We start from the raw sequence: 25,147 nt of genomic DNA, 5'->3' as shown, positions 1-25,147 counted from the left end.
GCTTGCTGGCGCGTTGATATAAAAGTGTCGATGTTTCGATTTCTTGCGTGAGCAAGCTTCACGCCTACGGCGAAAATTGGCGTGATGGTTAAATTTACTTGTAGGCGCCTTGCTTGCTGGCGCGTTGGTATAAAAGTGTAGATGTTTCAATTTCTTGCGTGAGCAAGCTTCACGCCTGCGGGTGATAGCGATGGGCCGCGGGCAACGGGCGGCACGGTGTTAAATTACTTGTAGGCGCCTTGCTTGCTGGCGCGTTGATATAAAAGTGCAGATGATTCAATTTCTTGCGTGAGCAAGCTTCACGCCTACGGCGAAAATTGGCGCGGTGGTTAAATTTAATTGTAGACGCGCAGCTTGCTGGCGTTTAAAAGCCGCGCTTTTACATTGGTTATTACATTTTAAAGCCATGAGAAGCTTTGCTTCTAACGTGAGCAAGCTCTAAACAATATAATATAGAGCGTTATAAGTTTCAGGCTTTAAATAATTTAAAATAAAGGTGCTTTAATGAGCCAAGATGAAAACATAGTATGGCACGCACAAACCGTGTCGCGAGATAAAAAGCAGCAACACAAAGGTCATAAGCCTGTATTACTTTGGTATACTGGCTTAAGTGGTTCAGGAAAATCTACAGTGGCAAATGCTGTTGAAGCAAAGCTATTTTCGTTAGGCTGCCATACTTATTTGCTTGATGGCGATAACGTGCGTATGGGTTTGAACAAAGGGCTCACATTTAGTGACGAAGACCGTATTGAAAATATTCGCCGCATAAGTGAAGTTGCTAAGCTATTTGTTGATGCGGGCCTTATTGTATCTACTGCGTTTATTTCGCCATTTAAAGCTGATCGCGCTCAGGCTCGAAGTATAGTAAATGAAGGTGAATTTGTAGAAGTGTTCATAGATACACCGCTTGCTGTTTGCGAAAGCCGCGATCCAAAGGGCTTATATAAAAAAGCGCGCGCAGGCGAAATACCAAACTTTACAGGGATTAGTTCAGCATTTGATGTGCCTGAAAAACCTGATATACATGTTAAAACGGCCGAGCAAACCATTGAGCAGTGCGCTGATCAAATTGTAGATTATTTAATTAATAACAAGATTGTAAATGCTAATAGCTAAAAGTTACCAACTAAGGAAAGCGAGTTAGTGGCAATAAGCTGCGGTTTTTACGTGCCCTTTAGTTATATTGGCATCTTTTTTTGTTTATGTATTTGAGAATATTATGAAATACGACATTTTTAATGGTGATGCCGACGGCATTATTGCCTTATTACAGCTGCAATTAGCAAACCCGACAGATACCATAAAGGTAACGGGTGTTAAACGCGATATTCAATTAATGCAAAAAATCACTCCGCAAGAAGGGGACTGTATTAGGGTATTGGATATTTCGATGGAAAAAAATATGCCGGCTCTTCACGATGCTTTGTGTGTTGGGGCGCGTGTTATGTATGTAGATCACCATAAAGCTGGCGATATACCTAATCATGCTAATTTATTTGCACACATAGATTTAGATGCGAATATGTGTACCAGTTTAATTGTCAGTGATTTAATAGATAAACAATTTCATTTATGGGCAATTACTGCAGCCTATGGTGATAACTTATTTGCTAAGGCTGATAGCGAGGCCGATAAGCTTGGATTAACCGAGCTTCAAAAGTCACAGTTGAAAGCATTTGGTACTTACATAAATTATAACGGCTACGGAAGTGAAGTGGCTGATTTACACTTTGCTCCAGAAGAGTTATTCGAGCTGCTTTTGCAGTATAAGTCGCCTTTTGATGCAATTAACGATAAAAGCTCAGTTTATTATACTCTTGAGCAAGCTTATAAAGCTGATATGGAAAAAGCCGCTAATGCGCAAATACTTCATGATTGCGATACAGCTAAAGTAATTTTATTAGAGGATGCCGCTTGGGCTCGCCGAGTAAGCGGCGTTTTAGGTAATGACCTTGCTAATCAGTCACCAAATAAAGCCCATGCAGTATTTACGTTTAATAACAAAGGCAGTTACTTAGTGAGCGTTAGAGCCCCCCTAACTAACAAGCAAGGCGCTGTTGATATATGTAGTAAGTTTGATACGGGCGGTGGTCGTGCTGCCGCTGCTGGCATTAATGAGTTACCTAAAGCGCAAGTAGAACACTTTATCAAAGAGTTAGTAGAATATTACATATAGTTAGGCCAAGAGCTGAACTATATTAAGTTTTATTGTAGACGTGCAGCTTACTGGCTTTTAAAAGCCGCGCTTTTACAGTGGTTATTATATTTTAAAAACGCGATAAGCTTTGCTTCTAACGTGAGTAAGTTCTACGTCTACAGCTGAAGATTGGCTCGATGGTTGAGTTTGCTTGTTGGCGGCACAAGTTAAACTTATAAATTATTTTTTATCTCATTTACTTCACAAAGAGGCCAAGAGGGCGCTGCGCTTTAGAAGAAGCAATAAGCTTAAAATAAGGGCTTGTTTTATGTCTTTTCATTTACTCTTATTTCACTTCTATTTGTGCAAAATATTAAGTGATTTGTTAACTAAAACGGGGTGTTGTAGCAGCGGCTTTATGCCGCGTTTTTTGTGAGTGTGTATATTTTTAATGGCACTTAGTTTTTAAAATTTACGTAAGCAAGCTCTACGTCTGCAGTCAAAATTAGCGCATTATTAAATATATTCAGGTTGTATCTACTTTAAGGTTGCTAAGTTAAGATCAACGTATAAATTTTTATTTCAAATTAAAGGACTACCCATGAAAGCTGTTATTCCTGTTGCCGGTCTTGGCACACGCATGTTACCTATGACCAAAGCAATCCCTAAAGAAATGCTACCGATTGTAGATAAACCACTTATTCAATACATAGTGAGTGAGTGTGTAGCTGCTGGTATTAAAGACATTGTGCTTGTAACGCATAGCTCTAAAAACGCCATAGAAAACCACTTTGACACCAGCTACGAGCTTGAAGCAACTTTAGAAAAGCGTGTTAAGCGTGCGTTACTTGAAGAAGTACGCTCTATTTGCCCTGCTGATGTAACGGTAATGAGTGTACGCCAAGGTGAAGCTAAAGGCCTAGGGCACGCTATTTTGTGTGCAAAGCCAATAGTGGGCGATGACGACTTTATAGTATTACTCCCTGATGTAATACTTGATGCTTATACGGCCGATCAAAAAACTGAAAACCTAGCCGCGATGATCAAACGCTTTAACGAGACTAAAGCAAGCCAAATTATGCTAGAACCAGTAGCACAAGATGATGTAAGCAAATACGGTATTGCTGATATTAACGGCGTGCAGTTAACGCCAGGTAACAGTGCGGCAATTAAAACAATGGTTGAAAAACCAGATGCCGATAAAGCACCATCAAACCTTGCTGTTGTTGGCCGTTATGTACTGAGTAAGAATATTTGGCCGCTACTTGCCAAAACGCCAGTAGGCGCTGGTGGTGAAATACAGTTAACAGACTCTATTGATGCGTTAATGACTCAAGAAACCGTTGAAGCATTTCATATGAGTGGCCGCTCGCACGACTGTGGCGATAAGCTAGGTTACTTAAAAGCGACTGTTGAATACGGCATGCGTGATACTAAGCTTGGCGACGATTTTGGACAGTACTTAACTACACTGGTTAACGATGAGTCGAATTTGCAATCTGACAATGTTGTAAACTTATAAGTAATAATGCTTATTGGTTCAACTTGAATTAATTGCATTGTAAAAATTAAACGCACGCGGCTTAATGCCGCGTTTTTTATTTGTTATACAAATGAAGTACATGAAAATGCATTTATTGTGAATTTGTTTATTGGCTATAAGTGTTTGATGCTTTACTTTTGCCGCTAACCTTGTATCGTTTTAATAGCTGATATTGTGCAATTCTGATAAAATTATACTTATTAATTACCAATGAAAACATTAAGGGAATAACATGAAAATTGCCGTGGTAGGTACAGGCTATGTAGGCCTTTCAAACGCTATGCTTTTGTCGCAACATAACGAAGTGGTTGCACTTGATATTGACGAGAAAAAAATAGCTCTTTTAAACGATAAGCAGTCACCAATTGTTGATACAGAAATTAGTGAGTTTTTAACGCGTGATGACTTAAATTTTACAGCCACTACTGACAAGGTAGCCGCTTATAAAGACGCTGATTACGTAATTATAGCTACACCCACTGACTACGATGTTGAAAACAACTACTTTAATACTAGCTCTGTTGAAGCCGTAATTAAAGACACAATGTCGCATAACCCTAATGCGGTTATGGTGATTAAGTCGACTATTCCGGTAGGCTTTACGGCTGATATTAAGCAGCAACTTAATGCTGAAAACTTAATATTCTCTCCTGAATTTTTACGTGAAGGCAAAGCGCTTTACGATAACTTACACCCGTCACGTATTGTTGTAGGTGAGCAAAGCGAGCGCGCAACTATTTTTGCTAACTTACTTAAGCAAGGTGCAATTAAGCAAGATGTTGAAGTGCTATTTACTGACTCAACAGAAGCTGAAGCGATTAAGTTATTTTCTAACACTTACCTTGCTATGCGAGTTGCTTATTTTAATGAGCTAGATAGCTACGCAGAAGCACATGGCTTAAACTCTAAGCAAATTATACAAGGTGTAGGGTTAGACCCTCGTATTGGTAACCATTACAACAACCCATCGTTTGGTTACGGTGGCTACTGTTTACCAAAAGATACCAAGCAGCTACGTGCTAATTACCAAAATGTGCCAAACAATATTATTGGCGCAATTGTAGATGCCAATACAACACGTAAAGACTTTATTGCCGACTCAATTATTAAACGTAGCCCTAAAATTGTAGGTGTTTACCGTTTAGTAATGAAAACAGGGTCTGATAACTTTAGAGCCTCTGCTATTCAAGGCATTATGAAGCGTATTAAAGCCAAAGGTATTGAGGTTGTTGTATTTGAACCTGTGCTTGAAGAAAATGAGTTTTACCACTCACGCGTAATAAAAGACTTAAACGAGTTTAAGCAGATATCTGATGTAGTGGTTTCTAACCGTATGGTTGAGGAGCTTAGCGACATTGCAGATAAAGTGTATACACGTGACTTATTTGGTAGTGATTAATAAGTAACGTTTAAAAAGCGTCGCCTACAGCGTTTAAAAACGGTGTAGGCTTTTTAATTAGTTAAAGCTAGCCGTAAATGCTAATTTTGAAAATGCGTCCCCATATACATCTTTACCAGTATATAATTCAACACCCCAGCTTTTAGCGCCCCACATAGGCCTGTTTAGCTTACTATTATAAGAAATTTGCATTTCATAACTTGTTTTGTAGTTGTCGCCTGCGTTTTTTAAGCCGCGAAAGGTAGTTTGTAAATACTCTTTTCGATTTAATTGCCAATTCCAATCTAAGCTTATTGCTTTTGCTGCTACGTAATCTTCGTATTCATGTTCATCTCCAGCCCAATGGCCTATTACATTCCCATGATTTCTATTGCCATCTAGGTATATACCATTTGCGTACCAAAGCGCTTGCCAATTACTATGCTCAAATCGAATGCTATGATTTTTATTAATAAATGGAATAAATAGGCCGAAGCTGTAAGCGTTATTTCTGCCGCCGCCACCGCCACCTAAAGTATCTTCAAGGGCTACCTCTGCATAAAGTTCGTAGGCTAGGTTATTTAATGTATTTGAATAGCTAAAAGCGACTGCACCCAATTGGTCACCTAATTCAAAGTTAGCGTCGTCAGTATCGTCTTCGCCTACATTATCTTTACTACCAGGGCTGAAAAAACCCTCGGCGAAATCTTTTAAAGTTACGCTTCGCGGGCCTCCGCCAAACTGCATTAGGCGGCTTAAACTTATCGTTAAATTGTCTGTGACAGAAAAGCTGGTGTGTAAGCCAAATAAGTAAGGTTTACCAGGCTCGTACTCTCGGTCCTCGGGATTTTCGACCCTTTGGTTTTTTAAAATCCCTCTTTGCTCTGTCATTTGGCTAATGAACATGTCGTAGCGTATCTTAAAATCTGTAATTGGCTCGACATTACTTAAAGTTATAGATGGGGTTGTTTCGGCTTGGGTGCTTAGTAACATAGCGCTACTGTTAAAAGGAGAGTACCAGTGTTCGCGGTAGCCAATATCTAGCTGAGCGTATTTAAACCCCATATAAACAATGCTTTGGGTTGGGATAATTCCATCTTCATTTATAATCCCTACGGCGCTTGCACCGAAGTAGTCGCCCAAACTTAAATTAGCGCCACCTTCGATAATTAAATTTGTTTTTGTGGTCTGCCCTCGTTGATTAGGCAAGTTTTTATTGTTTGTTCCTACAGATGCTGTGCCTTTAACAAAAGTAAGCGCCCCTGTTTGAATGTACGGATTTATTTGGTAAGTAAGTGTGTGGTATAGATTAGGGTGTGTGAATCTAATTTTTTGCAGTACGTTGTAAATATCGTGAGCTTTATAGGGCTTACTCATTAAGTGGGTGTTTTTACTTACAGCTAAAAGGCGTTGAATATTATGCTCAAGTTCGGGAACTTGATTTAAAGGTAAATAAGGTGAAACTCCGCCTTTAGCCATTACATTTGCACTGATTGCCATCCCGACAAGTAGCGTTATTTTTTTTAGCATAATTATTCCGTTAGCAAAAAATTGTTTAAGTAAAAAACGTTAATGCGAGGTTAGCAATAAATAACTAAGTAAGAAAGAAAAAGACTCAAACCCGCGTAGATTAGTCGTTATTTAGTATGGGTAAGATCTACATTTTTAGCCCAAATGAGCTTTGAGGTTAAGTTTTATTTTGCAGGCGCCCAGCTTGCTGGCGCGTTTTGTAATTATTCTATGTATATTTATTAATGCAAAGTGTCTGACGCGAGGTAAACTCGCTGCTACTTGTATGTTTTCTTATTTACTCCTCTTTTACTTCTCTTTGTGCAAAATATTAAGTGATTTATTCACAAAGAGGTTAAGAGACGCTGCGCTTTAGAGGGTAACGTTGTAGGCGCCTTGCTTGCTGGCGCGTTTTGTAATTATTCTATGTATATTTATTAATGCAAAATGTCTGACGCGAGGTAAACTCGCTGCTACTTGTATGTTTTCTCATTTTTTCCTCTTTTACTTCTCTTTGTGCAAAATATTAAGTGATTTATTCACAAAGAGGTTAAGAGACGCTGCGCTTTAGAGGGTAACGTTGTAGGCGCCTTGCTTGCTGACGGACGTAGGCTTTATGCCAAGTTAAAACAATAAGTCCAGACGCGAGGTAAACTCGCTGCTACTTGTATGTTTTCTCATTTGCTTCTCAGTTACTTCTCTTGTGCAAAATATTAAGTAATTTATTCACAAAGAGGTCAAGAGACGCTGCGCTTTAGAGGGGAGTGTTGTAGGCGCCTTGCTTGCTGGCGCGTGGTTAAAATAGAGGTGTTTTATTTTTTTGCGTGAGCAAGCTTCACGCCTACTAATAAAAAAGCACTGCGTTTATTGTAAACACAGTGCTTAATAATTTATTTTGGCTTACAGCTTACAGCTTACAGCTTACAGCTTACAGCTTACAGCTATTTTTCTTGCATAAAGTTGGTTTTTTGTTAACCTACTTGCCTTCCTTTTTTAGCTTGTTGAGGTGTATATGGCGTTGTTATCTCGTTCGATATTGGCGTTGTGTTTAGCACTTTCAAGCTCTGCAGTTTTAGCTCAGTCACAGTGTGATGTTGAGCTTAGTCATGGCTTAATAATTACCGACGACGTTATACGTATTCTTGATAAAGGCCAAACGCGCGTACAAATTAATAATAATAGCCAGCTTTTTATTCGAGGTTACTGGGTTGATTTAAGCACTGAAGAAAGCAAAGTGCTTGAGCAATTTAGCCATGGTATTCGCCATACGGTGCCGGAGCTTGTTAATTTGGCTACCGATGGTGTTAACTTAGGTTTAAGCGCCATTGAACATGTAGTCGAGGGGATGTCTGACAAAGAGCCAGAGGTGCTAAAAACCCAGCTCCAGTACGTAGAGCGTGCGCTTATGGACAAATTTAAGCGCGGTGATGACTTCTTTTTTATCGCGCCACAGTCGCTCTCGCAAATAGATGATTTTTTCACTAAAGAAATTAGCCAGCAAATACACTCTGCCGTACATGGTTCGTTAGGGGCTATTTTAATGTCGCTTGGTGATGCGTTTAAATCACGCGAAGGTAATATTGAAGACCGTATTAACGACATGGGCCAACGTATGGATATTATCTCTAAAGAAATAGATAAATCCCTGCAAAAAAAGGCTCAGCAACTTGAGCTTAAAGCCTCTGAATACTGTGAATGTTTAAACGCACTCGATGTGACCGAATCACGCTTGCAAGCGATTGTCCCAGGCATGGCTGACTTTGATTTAGTGCAGATAAAATCGTAAGGAAAGTGGGGAGTTATTAGCTATAAGCTATAAGCTGTTAGTTATTAGCTATAAGTGTTAGTTCTGTGGGATTTTTAGCTTGAGGCATTGGATCATGGCTGATAGTTCGTTTGTTTCTTTAAGCCACTCCTTGCCGTCGATGTTATTTATATATTTAATATCAATGCAAATATATATTTGTGTTCTTGCTTCGGCCAAGGAAGCTCTTGCAATATCTAGAAAACGCCTTTTCTCTTTATTACTCTCTCTGGACATTCCTTCTGCTATATTGCTTGGCACGGAGAGCCCCGAGCGTGTTAGCTGATCCCTAAAACCATAGTCCTTGAGGGTTGCAGTTGCCTTATAAATATCTGCGCTTAATCGTGCAGAACGTTTCCATACTTCTAAATTTTCAAAATTCATTTCACCCTCTATTTATTATCAATTCTAATAAAGAAAGGGTAGTACAACTAAGCAAGAGTGTTAACTTTGCTAAAAGCTAAAAGCTAAAAGCTAAAAGCTTTAAAGGATAACCTCTCCCTCTTTTAACTCCCTATACTCTCCACTTGCTAAGTTTTCGTCCAGTATAATATTACCTATTTGCTCGCGGTGTAGTTCTACCACTTTGTTACCTACCGCGGCTAACATGCGTTTAACTTGGTGGTATTTACCTTCGCTGATTGATAAACGTAAGCTGTAGGTGGCAAGTGCTTCTGCTTTAGCTGGACGGGTAAGATCTTTTTCGTTGTGAAGTTGTACGCCGCTGCGTAGTTGCTCTAATGCTTCTTCGGTTATAGGCTCTTGTGTTTCTACTAAGTAGGTTTTTAATTTGTTGTGCTTTGGCGAGGTAATACGGTGCGACCAATCGCCATCGTTAGTAATAAGTACTAAGCCGGTGGTGTCTATATCAAGGCGACCCGCTACATGAAAGTCGGCCATATTTGGCTCATCGAGCAAATCAAATACGGTGGGGTGTAGTTCATCTACATTGGCACACACGTAGCCTACAGGTTTGTGTAGCATAAAGTAGCGTTTACCTAAAAATACCATAGGCTCACCAGCAAATGTTACTTCATCTTGCTGGGTTACTTGAAAATCGAACGCGCTAACAACTTCCCCATTTACTTGCACTTCTTGGCGTTTAATACCCGCGCGAGCTTTTGAGCGTGGTAGCTCGGCTAGGTGGCTAATAAATTTATCTAAGCGGCAAGGGAATTTCATTTTGGTTCACATTTTTAGTCGGCTACAATGGCGGCGATTATAGCCGATAGTGAAACCCCATGTCAGTAAACTGCCCACAAATTTTAAGGCTTTACCAAGCAAAAATAGATGCGGGTGAACTGTGTGTTGATAGCGCTCAGCAAAATGCGGTAAATGCGTTAAATAACCTGAGTATACAGTTACACACAAAAACACCTTGGTGGAAAAAAGCGCCGTTAATTAAAGGCGTTTATTTGTATGGGCCGGTGGGGCGGGGTAAATCCATGTTAATGGATTTATTTTATAAAAACTTACCCACTGAGCGTAAGCAGCGGCTGCATTTTCATCACTTTATGGCGCAAATACACACGCAACTTGCCCAGCTGCAAGGTCATAAAAACCCCCTCACGTTAATTGCTAAACAATGGGCGAAAGATATTAAAGTGCTGTGTTTTGATGAGTTTTTTGTTAGCGATATTGGCGATGCGATGATTATGGCGAGGTTATTTAATGCCTTGTTTGATAGTGGGGTAGTGCTGGTGGCAACTTCTAACGCAAAACCTGAGCAGCTTTATCGCAATGGCCTGCAACGCGCGCGGTTTTTACCCACAATCGATTTAATTAAAAATTATTGCCATGTTATTAGTGTTGAAGGGCAGGATGACCATCGCTTTAGGTATGGTAAAAATAGCCGCCATTATTTTATTAATTTACCTATAAGCGAGTTTAAAAAGCAGTTTTTATCTCAGTATCCACAAGCAAAGGAAAACCAAATTTTACAGGTGCACTCCCGCAGCTTACCGTGTTTATTAACCGCAGATAATGCATTAATGATCGATTTTATGGCGCTTTGCTCAGGAGCGCGTAGCGCTTACGATTATATGTTTTTAGCCAAGCAGTTTGATATTTTATATATAGAAAATGTGCCAAAAATGGGTGTAGGCGCAACAGGTAAAGTAATAGTGCATGGTATTGAAGACAGTTGTCAACGCGAAAAACAAACCCTAAATGAGCATTATTTAGATGACGAAGCGCGGCGCTTTATTGCATTGGTGGACGAGTTTTACGATTGCCACAAGTTATTAGTTATAAACGCCCACGCGCACGTTGAGTCTTTGTATCAGGGGCAAAAGCTGAGCTTTGAATATGCGCGAACGCAGTCGCGTATTGTCGAAATGCAAAATTGGTAATTAGCGCTGACGCTAAGTTTATTTATAGGCGCTTTGCTTGCGCGTTGGTATAAAAATACTGGTATTTCAACTTTGTGCGTGGGCAAGCTTCACGCCTACGACTAAAATAACACAGGTGCAGTGGCTCTTGTAGGCGCGCAGCTTGCTGGCGTTTAAAAGCAGCGCTTTTACGTTGTGTTAAACCCCTTTGATAAAGCTATGAGAAGCTTCGCTTCTACGTGAGCAAGCTCTACGTCTCCATTAAAAAATTAGCGCGGTAGTAAATTTATATATAGGTGATTTGCCTGCTTGTGAAACAGGCAAAATTTATAAATTATTTTTTAATTAACTTTTATAACCATTAGGGTTATTTGACTGCCAACGCCATGTGTCTTCCATCATGGCATCTATTCCACGCACCGCTTCCCAGCCTAGCTCATTAAGTGCTTTTTCTGGCGCGGCGTAACATGCAGCAATATCGCCAGGGCGACGAGGCGATACTTGATAAGGAACGTCTTGGCCGCTGGCTTTTATAAAGGCGTTAACCATTTGCAGTACAGAGTAACCATTGCCTGTGCCAAGATTATATACAAGTGCGCCGGTATTGTTGGCAATTTTATCAAGCGCTTTTAAGTGCCCCATCGCTAAATCTACAACGTGAATATAGTCGCGCACACCAGTGCCATCAACGGTGTCGTAGTCATCACCAAATACAGCAAGCTGCTTTAATTTACCTACTGCAACTTGGGCAATAAATGGTAATAAGTTATTAGGAATACCATTTGGATCTTCGCCAATTAAGCCTGACTCATGTGCGCCCACTGGGTTAAAGTAGCGTAAAATAGCAAATGCAAAACGCTCATCTGATTTAGCAATATCTTGCAGCATCATCTCAACCATCAGTTTTGATGTGCCGTACGGATTAGTTGTGCCACCTACCGGGAAGTCTTCTTTAATCGGTAAGCTTGCAGGGTCGCCGTAAACTGTGGCTGATGAGCTAAATACTAATTTAAATACGCCTGCATCACGCATGGCATCTACAAGTGTAAGCGTACCTTGTACGTTTGTTTGATAGTACTCAACAGGTTTAGCTACCGACTCACCCACTGACTTTAAGCCTGCAAAATGAATAACGCTCTCTATGGTATGCCTTGTAAAAATGGCATCTAAAAACACTTTATCAAGAATGTCGCCTTGGTAAAACGTGGCTTCTTTGCCTGTGATTTGCTTTACGCGTGCAAGCGACTCTTTTGATGCGTTACTTAAATTATCAACAACAACAACTTCGCTGCCTTGCTGTAAAAGTTCTAAAACGGTGTGTGAGCCTATGTAGCCTGCGCCGCCTGTTACTAAAATTGCCATGAATGCTCCGTGGATACCTTTTTTCCAATTATCTTAATTTCATCATATATTCTTACTATTTACATGCTTTATTTTAAAAGCGTATTAAAATAGGTTAATTAAGTAATGGTTAATAAACTAGTGTTAAACTTGTATGGTCTATTACTGGGCTAAGTCTAAATAATTAGTACTGCCCCTTTGGAGAATGCTATGAATTCAGTTAAAACAATCGCTATGGCAATGTGTATTACATTACCTGCATTTGCACACGCTGGAGAATCTGTAGTTAAGTGGCAAGATTTTAAAGACTACCGCGATGTGCGCGCTTCTAGCCAGGGTAAAGCGTCGTACCACAAACAAATTGCTACTCAGTTCGAAAAACATTTTTCTAAACTGGCCGAGCAATTGCCAAAAGGCTACAAGCTAAATTTAGAAATAACCGATATCGATTTAGCAGGGGATGTACGCTATGGCGGCATGGATGAAATACGCGTAGTAAAACCTATTTATTTTCCGCGCATTAAGCTCAATTACTCGCTAAGCGATAATAAAGGGAGCGTAGTGAGTGAAGAGGACGATGTAGAGCTTAAAGACATGGGCTTTATGGATAAAATTAAAATGGGTCGCGACGAGCCGTTTTTTTATGAAAAACGCTTAATAACCGAATGGTTTGGCGAGCAAATTTTAGCAAGCATTGATTAAATTAAACTTGCCACCAACAATGGCAAGTTACAAAATCAAGATGACTTAAAGGTAGCGGCTAAAGTAAGCAACTATTGCAGACTAAAAAAAGCGATTTATAGTTTTCCTTATTAAAATTAGTTTTATCAAGCGGAGCTTAAATATAAGTAGGCTTTTTATCATTTTAATTATGCTTACTAAGAGAGTTATTAGCTTTTGCATTTCAAGCTGGCAATTAAGTGATTAAATTACTTTTTGATTGTGTTTTATCAATATAGGGATGTACCTAACTTTACATTAAAAATTTTTGCTGCTAATTTGAACTAATGTCATCAGTGTAAGTGTTCTGGTTTATTGTTTTAAATTGAATGTGTTGTACTTGCGTTGACTTTTGATAGTTCACATGGAGAAGATTATGAAAAGTTTAAAATTACTAACGTTAGTAATGGGTTTAAGTTCTATTGGTATTGCACAAGCTGGTGAGTCTGCAGTTAGATGGCAAGATTTTGACAATTACCGCGATGTGCGTGCAGCAAATCAATCACCAACTTCTTTTGAAAAGCAAATTACTATTAACTTTGAAAAGCATTTTGCGAAGTTAGCTGAAAAATTACCAAGTGGATATAAATTAAATGTAGAGGTTGCAGATCTTGATTTAGCAGGTGCTATTGAGTTTTCTGGCGCTAAAAAAATAAGAGTAATTCAACCATTGCATTACCCACAAATTAAGCTGTCTTACACGGTAACTAATCCGCAGGGTGAAGTTGTGAACCACGCCACAGAAGTGTTATTGAAAGATAGAGGCTATTTAGATAAAATTAAGCGCTCAACCTCTAGATCATTTTATTATGAAAAACGCTTAGTAACTAACTGGTTTCATTCAAAAGTTTTATCTAATATAAGTTAAATACAGTTACAAAATAAATAAAAAATGCCGATAAACATTATCGGCATTTTTTGTATTTGATGTTTACTAAATTAAACTTTAATTTTTAGCTACTTAAACGTAGCGAGCAGGGTAAGTAACTGTTGTAGCTTAATAACCGTTGTTTTAAGCTTTTCTTCATCAAAACCATCTGTGCTTAAGCTTTCTACATCGGCTGCTACATCAAGTACGTATGGCTTAAAGCGTTTAGCTTCAAAACTAAATCCGGCATCAGCTGGGAACAAGGCTTTAAATTTACCGTGGCCTTGTTGCTGTAGCTCATCTAGTTTTTTGTCGGCATCAAGTGCTTGGCGATAAACAATTTTTAAGTTAGCGTTGAGTTGTTCAATTATAGAATCCATGGTTTTCCTAAAGCTTTGTACTGCATTGCCGATATAGTACTTGGATTACATTTAAATGTCAGGTTGATTAAGGCTTATAACGATGAATATATCAGGTGGAAATCTACCCGCTATGTCTAGCTCTGGCCAAGGTGGTGAAGTATATACCGCTGCTTTGTCTAAAAAGCAGCAATTAGCAGATGGCGCAGCAGCACTTGCACTAATTGAAGGTGCTGCCCAGCCAACAAGTGCGCAATCACCGGCTCAGTCGGTCACTGCAACACTGGGTAACAATGTGAATATATACGTTTAAACTAGGGCGTGTTGACCTTTGCGGATTGAAATTTGTTCAATCTAGGGGCGATTAAATCGCGGCGCGAGGTTTGTAACCTAGTGGGCTAAGTAAAAACCGAGTAAAGCTTCCGCGTCCTGCTCACGCCCCTTACCTACATCCATGTAGGCAACAAAGAGTTCATCGCCCCTAGGAAGAACCCGAAGTGCAGCGCATGTTTGGCATTTATGCTGCGTTATCGCCTATTTATGGGGAATAACCACACTACACGGGCTCAGCCTTGCCTAAAAGCCAAACATACTGCTGCAAATTCAACCATCAAAGGTTAACACGCCCTAACTTAAGGTCGATAGGTGTTTTGCTTTTTTGACCGCCTATTTCTCTTACTAATTTAGGCACTAAAAATCCAGGCAGGGCTTTTAATAGTTCTGCCATTATTTCTATTGCTTGCTCTTCGTTAATATCAAAGTGGCTTGCGCCTTCAACCTTATCTAGCAAATATAAATAGTATGGCAGTACGTCTGCATCAAATAACGCCTCACTTAAATTTATTTGTGCCTCAACGGTGTCGTTCACCTCTTTTAAAATAACTGCCTGGTTTAATAACGTTACGCCTGCTTGCTTTAGCTTTTGCATGGCGGCTTTAAACTCGTCGTCTATTTCGTTGGCATGATTTATATGGTTAATAAATATAATTTTTAGCGGTGATTGCTTTAGCCTCGCGCACAGCTCATCGGTAATTCGCGCAGGTATTACCACAGGTAAACGGCTGTGTATTCGCATGCGTTTAATTTGAGGTAATTGTTCAAGCTCATCTAAAAACCAGCTAATGGCATCGTCTTTGGCCATAAGTGGGTCGCCACCACTTAAAATCACTTCGTTTATGTTGGCATCTGATTTTATATAGCTCAGCGCATCAAGCAGGCTTTTTTTATTAAGCTGGTTTTCTTGATACGGAAAGTGGCGTCTAAAGCAGTAACGGCAATTTACTGCACAGCCAGTTTTAAACATAATTAAAACACGGGATTTATATTTATGTAAAAGCCCAGGCTGTTCGTTGTCTTGCTCAAGTAGAGGGTCTTTATTAAAACCTGTTTTGGTTAAAAACTCTTGATGGCGTGGCATAACTTGTAGCAATAAGGGGTCGTTTGCATCGCCCTTGCGTATTTTTTTTATAAAAGGGACTGGCACGCGTACCGGAAATAAACTGCGGGCTTTTAGGTCGTTTTCATGGGCTTGGCTCGATAAACCGACCATTTCAAGCAAGGTTTTTGGGCAGGTAACTACATTTGCTAATTCTTTTTGCCAGTTTTTATGCAAATTTGCTTCATTTCTTTGTATCATTGGCACGTAGATTACTCGAAAAAAATTAAATAGAGGAAACGATGGCGAATTATAGCACCAACGAGTTCAAGGGCGGCCTAAAAATTATGATGGACGGCGAACCTTGCAGTATTTTAGAAAATGAAATGGTAAAACCTGGTAAAGGCCAAGCGTTTAACCGTGTTCGTATCCGCAAACTTATCTCTGGTAAGGTGCTTGAAAAAACCTTTAAATCGGGTGAATCAGTTGAAGGCGCCGATGTAATGGATACCGACTTAGCGTACCTATACACAGACGGTGAGTTTTGGCATTTCATGAACAACGAAACATTTGAACAAATTGCCGCTGACGAAAAAGCACTTGGCGATGCCGTTAAATGGTTAGTTGAAAACGATGTATGTACTATTACATTATGGAACGGTAGCCCAATCGCGGTTACTCCACCTAACTTTGTTGAGCTTGAGATCACTGAAACTGATCCAGGTCTTAAAGGCGATACAGCGGGCACAGGCGGTAAACCTGCAACGCTTAGCACTGGTGCGGTAGTACGTGTTCCATTATTCGTACAAATTGGTGAAGTAATTAAAGTAGACACCCGTAGTGGTGAATACGTAGGCCGTGTTAAGTAAGCTTGAGTACGGTTTATAAAATCCCGGCTTAAGCTGGGATTTTTTTTGGAGAAAATATGTCAGCAACACCTTGGGCACCTAGTGCAAGCATAAACACCCTTAAGCAGCGTGCAGCCATACTGCGAACCATTCGTGAGTTTTTTTATACGCGTAATGTAATGGAAGTAGAAACACCGAGCTTAAGCAGTGCCAGTGTAACCGATGTGCATTTAGCAAGTTTTAATACACAGTTTGTAGGCCCAGGCCACGCGGGTGGCTTGGCGCTTTATTTACAAACATCGCCTGAATTTGCAATGAAGCGTTTGCTAGCAGCAGGCTCAGGGCCCATATTTCAGCTTTGTAAGGCATTTAGAAACGAAGAAGCGGGACGCCATCATAACCCCGAATTTACTATGCTTGAGTGGTATCGCCCTGGGTTTGATGAGTTTGCATTAATGGATGAAATGGATGAGCTAATGCAGCTCATTTTAAATGTAGAGCCTGCAGAGCGTCTTACTTACCAGCAAGCATTTGAGCAAGTGTTAGCGCTTGACCCATTAACTGCTACGCTCACGCAATTACAAGCACTTGCCTGCGATCACGGCTTTGCCGATATAGCCAAAAACGAAACCAATAAAGATACCTTACTGCAGCTGTTATTTTGTATGAAAATAGAGCCAACTATTGGGCAAACTAAGCCGTGTTTTGTGTATCACTTTCCGGCGTCGCAAGCAGCACTGGCACAAATTTGTGAGCACGATAACCGCGTAGCAGGGCGCTTTGAGCTTTATTATAAAAATATGGAATTAGCGAACGGCTTTAATGAGTTAACCAATGCGACAGAGCAGGCAAAGCGCTTTGATGAAGATAACGCCTATCGCGCTGCCAATGAGTTAAACCACGTGCCTATAGATTCCCGCTTAATCGCCGCTCTTGAGCACGGCTTACCTCAATGTGCAGGCGTTGCTATGGGTGTAGACAGGTTAGTTATGCTAGCCACCGCTAAAGATACAATAAAAGAAGTCATCGCGTTTGATGTAGATAGGGCGTGATGCTTGTCCTGTAGGCGCCTTGCTTGCTGGCACGTTGATATAAAATCTATTTACGCTTTTTCTTTTTGCGTGAGCAAGCTTCACGCCTACCAATAAAAAAGCACCGCGTTTATTGTAAACGCGGTGCTTAATATTTATTTTTTCTAACAGCTAACAGCTAACAGCTAACAGCTAACAGCTAACAGCTAACAGCTAACAGCTTACAGCTTACAGCTCTAACGTAAACGTTATACCGGCTACTCTTGGTTCACCTAATTGCACGTAGGTGTGTGTAGCGTAGCCATCAAGTGGGTCGTTACCAAACTCAAAGCCGCGGGTTGGTAATTCTTCGTCAAATACGTTACGTGCCCATGCGCGCACTGCCCACATGTCGGCTTCGTAGCCTAAACTTAGGTTTACTAAATTGCTGCTGGGTGCTTTTGAATTATGGCTATCGGAGAAGTAGTAATCATCCTTACCTTCAACACCAATCATACCGTACAGCTCATTGGTAAAGTTGTAACGTGCGCTAAATGCGTATTGATATTTAGGTGATTGCGCTTGCTCACGACCGTCTTGATTTAAGCCAGATTGCGTTACAAAGTCGTCAATTTCTGTGTTTAAGTAACCAGCACTACCTGTTAAGAATAAGTCTTCGGTAAGTTGGTAACTACCTTCAACTTCTAGCCCGTAGTTGCTACCAGAGCTTGCGTTATCAACGTAGCCTGTAAATTGCTGACCTTCTACTTGCCAAGCTTTTAGCTGTATGTTGTCGCGGTGCATATAAAATGCTGCTAAACGCAGGGTAAATTTATCATCAAGCGATGACCCCTTAACGCCAAACTCGCCGCTCCAAAGGTATTCTGGGTCAAAGCTTGTATGCTGCTGGAAAAAATCAGCATCTAGGTTTAAGCCTTCATCTTTAGCTTTTGCTAATGCTTCTGAATTAATACCGCCAGCTTTATAACCACGGGTAATACTGGTGTAGATCATAGTACGGTCAATCACTTGGTATTCAAGTGCTATTTTACCGCCAACCATTACGTCGTCAGTCTCTTCAATAAAGCCGTTGCTGTCGGTGTAATCCCCTTGGTATTGCTCTACACGTAAACCGGTAATGAGTGTGGTTTTAGGGCCGATAGGTGTGGCTACTTGACCGTAAACTGCTACGTTACTGGTTTCGTAGGTTGATGCAAATGGGCTTGCAAGCCAAGTATATTCGCGCTCTAAATCTACATCGCGGTTTTGATAGTAAACACCGGCAACCCAGTTACCTTTTTTAGAATTAAACTGTAAATTAGCCGACTGATCATCGCGATCACGCGTGTACACATCGGTTGAGCTATAACCCCAAGGGTGTAAGCCAGCTGCACATAATTGTGGCTCGCTTGCATCGTTACATACCCAGTCTTCATCAAAGCTGTAAAGTAGCTCTGTATCAATGGCTGAAAGGTTTAAGCTTACATCAAAGGCATCAAAACCTGTGTAGGTATTATTAATACCAATGGCGTAGCTTTGTTGATTATCTTGGCCTGGCTCGTCGGCTACACTATTACGGCTGTTATCAAGCGTGAACGCATCGTAGCCGTTGTTTATATCTATGTAGTGCAGGTTTAACTCTGTGTTTAAATGCTCAGTAAGTTGGCTGTTTAATTTAAAGCGGGCTACTTGCTCATCTTGTTGTTGAGTTTCGTCGTTTAAATATAGGTTATCTACGTAGCCATCTGACTTTCTGCGAAAGTAGCTTACGCGTGCACTTGTGTCGTCGGTTAATCCAGTACTTGCTGCAAGGCCTGCTTCGCGCGAGTTATAAGTACCCATACCCACTTGTAATTTTAAGCTCGGATCGGCAGTTGCCTGAGCTGATTCCATTTGGATCATACCGGCCATGCCGTCTGCACCAAAGCGAGTGCCTTGTGGGCCGCGGTAAATTTCTACCTGGTCTATATCAAATAATAATGAGCTGCCACCTAAACCCGAGTAGTTAATTCCGTCAATAACTAAGCCAACCGATGGGTTAATTGGATCTACAAATTGTGAACGAAGTCCCACTCCACGAATTTGAATATAACGACCACGAGACGCACCAGATGTAAAGTTTACGTTGGCTGTACTACCTAGCATTTCGTCTAAGTAACTTGCACCACGTTGATTAATTTCATCTTTGCTAAATAGGCTAGCGCTAGCGCTTAATGTTTGAATGCTTTCACGTTGAAAGTCGCCTGTAACAACAATTCGTTCTAGGTCGCTGTCATCAGCGTTTGCTATAAGTGGTGTACTAATTAGCGGTAATAACGCCGCAGTAATTAAAGACAAACGTAAGTTCATTAGGTTACTTAACTCCATTTTGGGGACTCGTATGGTAGCAATTATTTTAATACTTGTGTTATAACGCAGCGATTATACGTTAAATAATCAGGATTACTAATATGACCTTTAAAGTTGATTTTAAAGTGCGCCATTACGAATGTGACCTACAAGGAATTGTAAATAACAGTGTGTACTTTAATTATTTAGAGCATGCTCGCCATGAGTTTTTATTTGCAAATGGGGTTGATTTTGCACTACTAGCAAAGCAAAAAGTTAACTTAGTAGTGATACGCAGTGAGGTTGATTATAAACATTCGCTTGTACCAGATGATGAATTTTATATAGCAGTTGAACCTGAGCGTATAAGCCCTATAAAGTTTGCGTTTAAGCAAACCTTAGTGCGTAAACACGACAACAAAGTAATGCTACAAGCCAAAGTTATAGGCACCTCGGTTAATGAAAAAGGGCGCCCTTTTTTACCTCCTGAAATAGATAATTTATTTAAAAATTACACCCAAGATTAGCGCGGATAATTTTTAGGGGCTGTGACCTTTGGGATTAAATTTAACCTAGTTTGTTTTAAAGCAGCGCCTAGGTAGTGGGATTGTTTATCGTAAATAGTGGATAGCACTGGTGCTGTTATCGAGCCTGCTAAGTTACAAATAAAGCAAAGCGATTAAAGCGACCATAATGTGTACATGTTTTAATCTGCAAAGTTCAACACTCTCTAAACTATCATAGAACAAAAATTTACATTTAAAACATGCATTTTTAACGGATAAACCGCATAAAAATTGTTACTATTACGGTAATTAAATATTTAGTTAGAAATAGCATGAAATTAGCAGCACTACCGATGCTTTTAATCGGTTTATGTATTGGTTGTACAGCCACAGGGACGGTGACCACTGAGCAGCTAAAGTATACACAATGGCAACTATCAAAGGTTGATGGTTTAGCTGTGCCGGCCTCTTACAGTGTATCAATGAGCTTTATTGAAGCGTTGCAAGTAAACGGGTTTGCAGGATGTAATAAGTTTTTTGGTGAAGGCGAGCTTAAAGACAGCAGTATTAGCGTTAATAAACTTGGCATGACACGTAAGTCGTGCGGAGCAGACGTTGATGAGCTAGAGCAGCAGTTTTTACAAGCGCTAAGAGAAGGCGCAACGCTTACCATGCAAGGCTCACAGTTAGTTATGCAGGGCGATCAAACTTTTTTATTTATTGCAAAGTAGTGGCATGAGTATTTAAAACTGCCCCTTGCAGGCAATTTTTAACTGGCGTACACTCAACGTTGATTTGATAAAAATAGCAAATCAACGAACATAATTATACTTGTCGGAGTGCCTTAAATAATTAAGGCTGAGATCGCGAAAGCGGGATCCGTGAACCTGATCAGGTTAAAACCTGCGTAGGGAACAAGCTGCCTAAAATGGGACGCTTGTGCGTCTTTTTTTATGCGCACAACAAAATAACTAGCCATTTTAGGCCGCAAAGCAGCGTAACCACTGCTTTACGATCTTTCTCTATTCCTTATGGAATATCTGACAAGACAACCCTTTAGCAATGAGGTAAGTCATGTCAAACACTACAAATAAGTCTACACGTCGAGAAACGCGCGCCGCTGCGTCAGATTACATTTATAATTTAACGGGTCAGCCATTTCCAAGCTCACAAAAAGTGTATGTTGAGGGCAGCCAAAGCGGTGTACGCGTGGGTATGCGCGAAATTACATTAAGCGATACGTTTATTGGTGGCGATGAGCAAAACCCTGTGTATGAGCCAAACGATCCACTGCGTGTTTACGATACATCAGGCCCGTATACCGACCCTAACTTTGAATTAGACGTACGTAAGGGGTTACCTAAATTTCGTGAGCAGTGGATAAAAGAGCGCAACGACACCGAAGTGCTCGACTCGGTCACTTCGCAATTTGCTCAGCAACGTATGGCCGATGACGGCCTTGATCATATTCGCTTTGATCATTTACCTAAAATTCGCCGTGGTAAAGCGGGCAAAAACGTGACGCAAATGCATTATGCTCGCCAAGGCATTATTACCCCTGAAATGGAATACGTAGCCATACGCGAAAACATGGGCCGTGCACAAATTAGAGAAGAGCTGCTAGCAGCACAGCATAAAGGCGAGTCGTTTGGGGCGAGTATTCCCGATTTTATTACCCCTGAATTTGTTCGCGACGAAATAGCCCGCGGCCGCGCTATTTTACCTAATAATATTAACCACCCCGAAACCGAGCCCATGATAGTTGGCCGTAACTTTTTAGTTAAAGTTAACGCGAATATTGGTAATTCATCGGTAAGCTCATCAATCGAAGAAGAAGTAGAAAAAATGGTGTGGTCTACCCGATGGGGTGCCGATACCGTAATGGATTTATCAACCGGGCGTTACATTCACGAAACCCGTGAATGGGTAGTACGTAATTCGCCGGTGCCCATTGGCACCGTACCAATTTATCAGGCGCTTGAAAAAGTAAACGGAGTGGCCGAGGATTTAACCTGGGAGATATTTCGCGATACGTTAATTGAACAAGCCGAGCAGGGCGTTGATTACTTTACTATTCATGCCGGTGTATTGCTGCGTTATGTGCCAATGACGGCAAAGCGTGTAACCGGCATTGTATCGCGTGGTGGCTCAATTATGGCTAAGTGGTGTTTAGCGCACCATAAAGAAAACTTTTTATATACGCACTTTGAAGATATTTGCGAAATTTTAAAACAATACGATGTGTGTTTTTCGCTTGGGGATGGCCTTCGTCCAGGTTCGATTGCCGATGCCAACGACGAAGCGCAATTTAGTGAGTTACGTACGTTAGGGGAGCTTACAAAAGTTGCGTGGAAACACGATGTACAAGTATTTATTGAAGGCCCAGGCCATGTGCCAATGCATATGATTAAAGCCAATATGGATGAACAATTAGAGCATTGTGGCGAAGCGCCTTTTTACACATTAGGCCCATTAACGACCGATATAGCACCAGGGTACGACCATATAACATCGGGTATAGGCGCTGCACAAATAGCGTGGTACGGCTGTGCCATGCTGTGTTATGTAACACCAAAAGAGCATTTAGGTTTGCCCAATAAAGAAGATGTAAAAGAGGGCTTAATTACCTACAAAATTGCAGCGCATGCTGCCGACTTGGCCAAAGGCCACCCCGGCGCGCAAGAGCGCGATAATGCATTATCAAAAGCGCGCTTTGAATTTAGATGGCACGACCAATTTAACATTGGTTTAGACCCAGAACGTGCCCGTGAATATCACGACGAAACCCTACCGCAAGAGTCTGGCAAAGTAGCGCACTTTTGCTCTATGTGTGGCCCTAAATTTTGCTCAATGAAAATTACCCAAGAGGTACGCGATTACGCCAAAGATCTCGAATCACGCGGGATCGATCCTAACAATGTTGGTGATGCAATTGAGATCAAAATGGTTGATGTAGAAGCGCAAATGAAAGCGAAATCGGAAGAGTTTAAACAAACGGGCTCAGAAATTTACCACAAAGCAATATAAGCCAATAACAGGTTAGCGGCTTATGGCTGCTAGCCTGTTATTAAAAGGAGGTTTTATGTTTTACAACATTGCTGTTGTGGGGTTTGGTTTAGCAGGGCGCTTAGCTGCCCTCGAGCTTAGTAAGTCGCATCATGTAACAGTGTTTGAAGCCAGTGACGAACACACACAAAATAGTGCCGGTAAAGTGGCTGCTGCAATGCTTGCTCCGCTTGCTGAGTCGGTATTGTGTGAAACGGATTTAGCCATCATGGGGCTAAATTCTCTCAAGCGCTGGCCAGAGATAGTGAGCGAGCTTGAAGGCGAAGTTTTTTATCAGCAAAAAGGCACGCTGGTCGTGGCACACCAGCAAGATAAAGGCGACTTACAAAGCTTTAGCCAGCGTATTAAGCCTATAGCAGGGCACAGTGCGCAGGCGTTAAATGCTCAGCAAATAACACAGTTAGAGCCCGAATTAGCTAATCGTTTTAATCAAGGGGTGTTTTTACCCTGCGAAGGGCAAATAGATAACCAGGCCTTTTATAAAGCAAGCTTCACCATGCTTAATAAACGCAAGGTTAAGTTTGTTTTTAACCAACGCGTTAGCATTCAAAACGGCGAGGTGAATAACCGCGCGTTTGATTACATTATTGATTGCCGAGGGCTTGGTGCTAAAGGCGATAAACCCCTTAGAGGCGTACGCGGTGAAGTGGCCAGGTTACATGCACCTGAGGTTAATTTAACGCGGCCGGTGCGTTTAATGCACCCGCGCTACCCAATTTATATAGCGCCAAAACCTAATAATGAGTATGTAATTGGTGCAACTGAAATAGAGTCTGATGATAGCGGCCCTGCAACAGTACGCTCCACGCTTGAACTACTTTCGGCGGCTTACACTGTGCACAGCGGGTTTGCCGAAGCACGGCTGTTAAATATTCAAAGCGGGTTACGCCCCGCATTTAGCGATAACCGCCCTGCGGTTTTAAAAACAGGTAACGTAATTAGCATTAATGGCTTATATCGTCATGGCTATATGTTAGGGCCCGCCTTAGTGGCTGATGCGTTATCTCAAATAGGGTGAGTAATAAATGACTATAACAATTAACGGTGAGCTGCTAACTATTAAAAGTGCAGTGCTTGTTGATGTATTACAAAATTTTGGTGCAAAGCCTCCATTCGCGGTGGCACTAAATGGCGAATTTATTCCACAAAGTCTGCACGCCAGCACCACAATTAACGAAGGGGATAGCATTGAATTGTTATCGCCTATTCAAGGTGGGTAACATTATGCAAGGTAACGATTGCTTAACTATTTATGGCGAGCAACTAAATAGCCGTTTATTAATAGGCTCGGCGCTTTACCCCTCTCCAGCAGTGATGGAAGAGTCTATAAAAGCCTCTGGTGCGCAAATAGTAACGGTGTCATTAAGGCGCCAGCAAAGCGCTGCCGCAGGGGATGACTTTTGGCAGCTTATAAAAAACACCGGCCTTAAAATACTGCCTAATACCGCAGGGTGCCACAGTGTAAAAGAAGCCGTAACACTTGCTAAAATGTGCCGTGAAGTATTTGCAACCGATTGGATTAAACTTGAACTAATAGGTGATGACTACAACTTACAACCCGACCCATTCGCATTGTTAGAAGCCACAAAAATATTAATTGATGATGGCTTTAAAGTATTACCCTACTGCACCGATGATTTAGTGCTTTGCCAGCGTTTAAACGAGCTAGGGTGTGAAGTGCTTATGCCTTGGGGCGCGCCTATTGGCACCGGTAAGGGGCTTTTAAATAGTTATAATTTAAAAACAATTCGTGAGCGCTTACCAAACACAACATTAATTGTAGATGCAGGGCTTGGTTTGCCTTCGCATGCCTGCCAAGCGCTTGAATTAGGGTATGATGCGGTATTATTAAATTCAGCGATAGCAGGGGCTGGCTGCCCAATTACGATGAGCCGTGCATTTAAAGCCGCGGTAGAGGCAGGGCGCTTTGCGTATAATGCCAAAGCAATGCCTGAAAAAGACTTAGCAGCCCCCTCAACCCCTACAATGGGTATGCCGTTTTGGCATCAGCAGTAAGGAAATAAA

Annotated in this window: 24 protein-coding genes and 1 riboswitch; of the genes, 17 read left to right on the top strand and 7 right to left on the bottom strand. The window is 41.1% G+C overall.

The window, feature by feature from the left end:
- The first annotated feature begins 504 nt into the window (after nucleotides 1-504).
- From cysC to NQT65_RS13065, 4 genes are all read left to right on the top strand, one after another.
- Nucleotides 505-1,116: an adenylyl-sulfate kinase gene (cysC, locus tag NQT65_RS13080; protein WP_256851342.1), complete on the top strand. Its 612-nt coding sequence runs from the start codon at nucleotides 505-507 to the stop codon at nucleotides 1,114-1,116.
- 103 nt (nucleotides 1,117-1,219) lie between these two features.
- The gene (locus NQT65_RS13075) at nucleotides 1,220-2,176 is read left to right on the top strand and encodes a DHHA1 domain-containing protein (RefSeq protein ID WP_256851341.1); all 957 of its coding nucleotides are present in this window, start codon (nucleotides 1,220-1,222) and stop codon (nucleotides 2,174-2,176) included.
- 562 nt (nucleotides 2,177-2,738) lie between these two features.
- Entirely contained in the window at nucleotides 2,739-3,659 is a 921-nt protein-coding gene (gene galU, locus NQT65_RS13070) for a UTP--glucose-1-phosphate uridylyltransferase GalU (RefSeq protein ID WP_256851340.1), read from the top strand.
- 253 nt (nucleotides 3,660-3,912) lie between these two features.
- Nucleotides 3,913-5,079, top strand: a complete 1,167-nt coding sequence (locus tag NQT65_RS13065; protein ID WP_256851339.1) for a nucleotide sugar dehydrogenase — start codon at nucleotides 3,913-3,915, stop codon at nucleotides 5,077-5,079.
- A 57-nt stretch (nucleotides 5,080-5,136) separates the two neighbouring features.
- Here NQT65_RS13065 and NQT65_RS13060 read toward each other — a convergent pair whose 3' ends face one another.
- Nucleotides 5,137-6,588 (bottom strand): capsule assembly Wzi family protein, encoded by a 1,452-nt coding sequence (locus NQT65_RS13060; protein WP_256851338.1) that lies wholly within the window; start codon nucleotides 6,586-6,588, stop codon nucleotides 5,137-5,139.
- 991 nt (nucleotides 6,589-7,579) lie between these two features.
- Here NQT65_RS13060 and NQT65_RS13055 point away from each other — a divergent pair.
- Nucleotides 7,580-8,353: a YggN family protein gene (locus NQT65_RS13055; RefSeq protein WP_064386118.1), complete on the top strand. Its 774-nt coding sequence runs from the start codon at nucleotides 7,580-7,582 to the stop codon at nucleotides 8,351-8,353.
- A gap of 57 nt (nucleotides 8,354-8,410) precedes the next feature.
- Here NQT65_RS13055 and NQT65_RS13050 read toward each other — a convergent pair whose 3' ends face one another.
- Together NQT65_RS13050 and rsuA are read right to left on the bottom strand one after the other, a co-directional pair.
- Complete coding sequence (locus tag NQT65_RS13050) at nucleotides 8,411-8,755, bottom strand: four helix bundle protein (protein ID WP_256851337.1); 345 nt, start codon at nucleotides 8,753-8,755, stop codon at nucleotides 8,411-8,413.
- A gap of 99 nt (nucleotides 8,756-8,854) precedes the next feature.
- On the bottom strand, nucleotides 8,855-9,553 hold the full coding sequence (gene rsuA / locus NQT65_RS13045) for a 16S rRNA pseudouridine(516) synthase RsuA (RefSeq protein ID WP_256851336.1): 699 nt from the start codon (nucleotides 9,551-9,553) through the stop codon (nucleotides 8,855-8,857).
- A 59-nt stretch (nucleotides 9,554-9,612) separates the two neighbouring features.
- On the opposite strand from rsuA, the gene zapE reads away from it, so the two are divergent.
- A complete protein-coding gene (gene zapE / locus NQT65_RS13040) occupies nucleotides 9,613-10,722 on the top strand; it encodes a cell division protein ZapE (protein WP_256851335.1) in 1,110 nt (369 codons plus the stop codon).
- A 324-nt stretch (nucleotides 10,723-11,046) separates the two neighbouring features.
- Here the strand turns inward: zapE and galE are convergent, their stop codons facing one another.
- Nucleotides 11,047-12,063 carry a UDP-glucose 4-epimerase GalE gene (gene galE / locus NQT65_RS13035; protein ID WP_064386952.1) on the bottom strand — a complete coding sequence of 339 codons (1,017 nt, stop codon included), beginning with the start codon at nucleotides 12,061-12,063 and terminating at the stop codon, nucleotides 11,047-11,049.
- Nucleotides 12,064-12,252: 189 nt separating this feature from the next.
- Between galE and NQT65_RS13030 the strand changes: the two genes are divergently transcribed.
- Nucleotides 12,253-12,744, top strand: coding sequence for a DUF3016 domain-containing protein (locus NQT65_RS13030; protein WP_004587951.1), 492 nt, complete (start codon nucleotides 12,253-12,255; stop codon nucleotides 12,742-12,744).
- Nucleotides 12,745-13,138: 394 nt separating this feature from the next.
- A complete protein-coding gene (locus tag NQT65_RS13025; protein ID WP_256851334.1) occupies nucleotides 13,139-13,630 on the top strand; it encodes a DUF3016 domain-containing protein in 492 nt (163 codons plus the stop codon).
- An 89-nt stretch (nucleotides 13,631-13,719) separates the two neighbouring features.
- Here the strand turns inward: NQT65_RS13025 and NQT65_RS13020 are convergent, their stop codons facing one another.
- Entirely contained in the window at nucleotides 13,720-14,010 is a 291-nt protein-coding gene (locus NQT65_RS13020; RefSeq protein WP_004587953.1) for a hypothetical protein, read from the bottom strand.
- Between the two features lie 82 nt (nucleotides 14,011-14,092).
- Between NQT65_RS13020 and NQT65_RS13015 the strand changes: the two genes are divergently transcribed.
- The gene (locus NQT65_RS13015; protein ID WP_024031488.1) at nucleotides 14,093-14,302 is read left to right on the top strand and encodes a hypothetical protein; all 210 of its coding nucleotides are present in this window, start codon (nucleotides 14,093-14,095) and stop codon (nucleotides 14,300-14,302) included.
- A 297-nt stretch (nucleotides 14,303-14,599) separates the two neighbouring features.
- On the opposite strand, the gene epmB is transcribed toward NQT65_RS13015, so the two are convergent.
- Nucleotides 14,600-15,625 carry an EF-P beta-lysylation protein EpmB gene (gene epmB / locus NQT65_RS13010; protein ID WP_004587955.1) on the bottom strand — a complete coding sequence of 342 codons (1,026 nt, stop codon included), beginning with the start codon at nucleotides 15,623-15,625 and terminating at the stop codon, nucleotides 14,600-14,602.
- Nucleotides 15,626-15,666: 41 nt separating this feature from the next.
- Between epmB and efp the strand changes: the two genes are divergently transcribed.
- Both efp and epmA read left to right on the top strand, forming a co-directional pair.
- Complete coding sequence (gene efp, locus NQT65_RS13005; protein WP_004587956.1) at nucleotides 15,667-16,233, top strand: elongation factor P; 567 nt, start codon at nucleotides 15,667-15,669, stop codon at nucleotides 16,231-16,233.
- Nucleotides 16,234-16,289: 56 nt separating this feature from the next.
- A complete protein-coding gene (gene epmA / locus NQT65_RS13000; RefSeq protein ID WP_256851333.1) occupies nucleotides 16,290-17,264 on the top strand; it encodes an elongation factor P--(R)-beta-lysine ligase in 975 nt (324 codons plus the stop codon).
- A gap of 207 nt (nucleotides 17,265-17,471) precedes the next feature.
- On the opposite strand, the gene NQT65_RS12995 is transcribed toward epmA, so the two are convergent.
- On the bottom strand, nucleotides 17,472-19,589 hold the full coding sequence (locus NQT65_RS12995; protein WP_256851332.1) for a TonB-dependent receptor: 2,118 nt from the start codon (nucleotides 19,587-19,589) through the stop codon (nucleotides 17,472-17,474).
- An 83-nt stretch (nucleotides 19,590-19,672) separates the two neighbouring features.
- Here NQT65_RS12995 and NQT65_RS12990 point away from each other — a divergent pair, with 83 nt between their 5' ends.
- The 6 genes from NQT65_RS12990 to NQT65_RS12965 all read left to right on the top strand — a co-directional run bounded on the left by NQT65_RS12990 (nucleotide 19,673) and on the right by NQT65_RS12965 (nucleotide 25,138).
- Nucleotides 19,673-20,077 (top strand): acyl-CoA thioesterase, encoded by a 405-nt coding sequence (locus NQT65_RS12990; RefSeq protein ID WP_256851331.1) that lies wholly within the window; start codon nucleotides 19,673-19,675, stop codon nucleotides 20,075-20,077.
- A gap of 311 nt (nucleotides 20,078-20,388) precedes the next feature.
- Entirely contained in the window at nucleotides 20,389-20,787 is a 399-nt protein-coding gene (locus tag NQT65_RS12985; protein WP_256851330.1) for an META domain-containing protein, read from the top strand.
- 94 nt (nucleotides 20,788-20,881) lie between these two features.
- Nucleotides 20,882-20,987: riboswitch (TPP riboswitch) on the top strand.
- A gap of 143 nt (nucleotides 20,988-21,130) precedes the next feature.
- Entirely contained in the window at nucleotides 21,131-23,083 is a 1,953-nt protein-coding gene (gene thiC, locus NQT65_RS12980) for a phosphomethylpyrimidine synthase ThiC (protein ID WP_126005862.1), read from the top strand.
- A gap of 55 nt (nucleotides 23,084-23,138) precedes the next feature.
- Complete coding sequence (locus NQT65_RS12975; protein ID WP_055252896.1) at nucleotides 23,139-24,140, top strand: FAD-dependent oxidoreductase; 1,002 nt, start codon at nucleotides 23,139-23,141, stop codon at nucleotides 24,138-24,140.
- A gap of 7 nt (nucleotides 24,141-24,147) precedes the next feature.
- Nucleotides 24,148-24,342, top strand: a complete 195-nt coding sequence (gene thiS, locus NQT65_RS12970; protein WP_054982299.1) for a sulfur carrier protein ThiS — start codon at nucleotides 24,148-24,150, stop codon at nucleotides 24,340-24,342.
- A 4-nt stretch (nucleotides 24,343-24,346) separates the two neighbouring features.
- Nucleotides 24,347-25,138, top strand: a complete 792-nt coding sequence (locus tag NQT65_RS12965; RefSeq protein WP_004589052.1) for a thiazole synthase — start codon at nucleotides 24,347-24,349, stop codon at nucleotides 25,136-25,138.
- The last annotated feature ends 9 nt before the right edge of the window (nucleotides 25,139-25,147 follow it).

Origin of the sequence: Pseudoalteromonas agarivorans (assembly GCF_024518735.1) — a bacterium.
GTDB lineage: Bacteria > Pseudomonadota > Gammaproteobacteria > Enterobacterales > Alteromonadaceae > Pseudoalteromonas > Pseudoalteromonas atlantica.
Note: the sequence above shows the minus strand (reverse complement) of the source record. Positions and strands in the feature narration are given on the sequence as shown.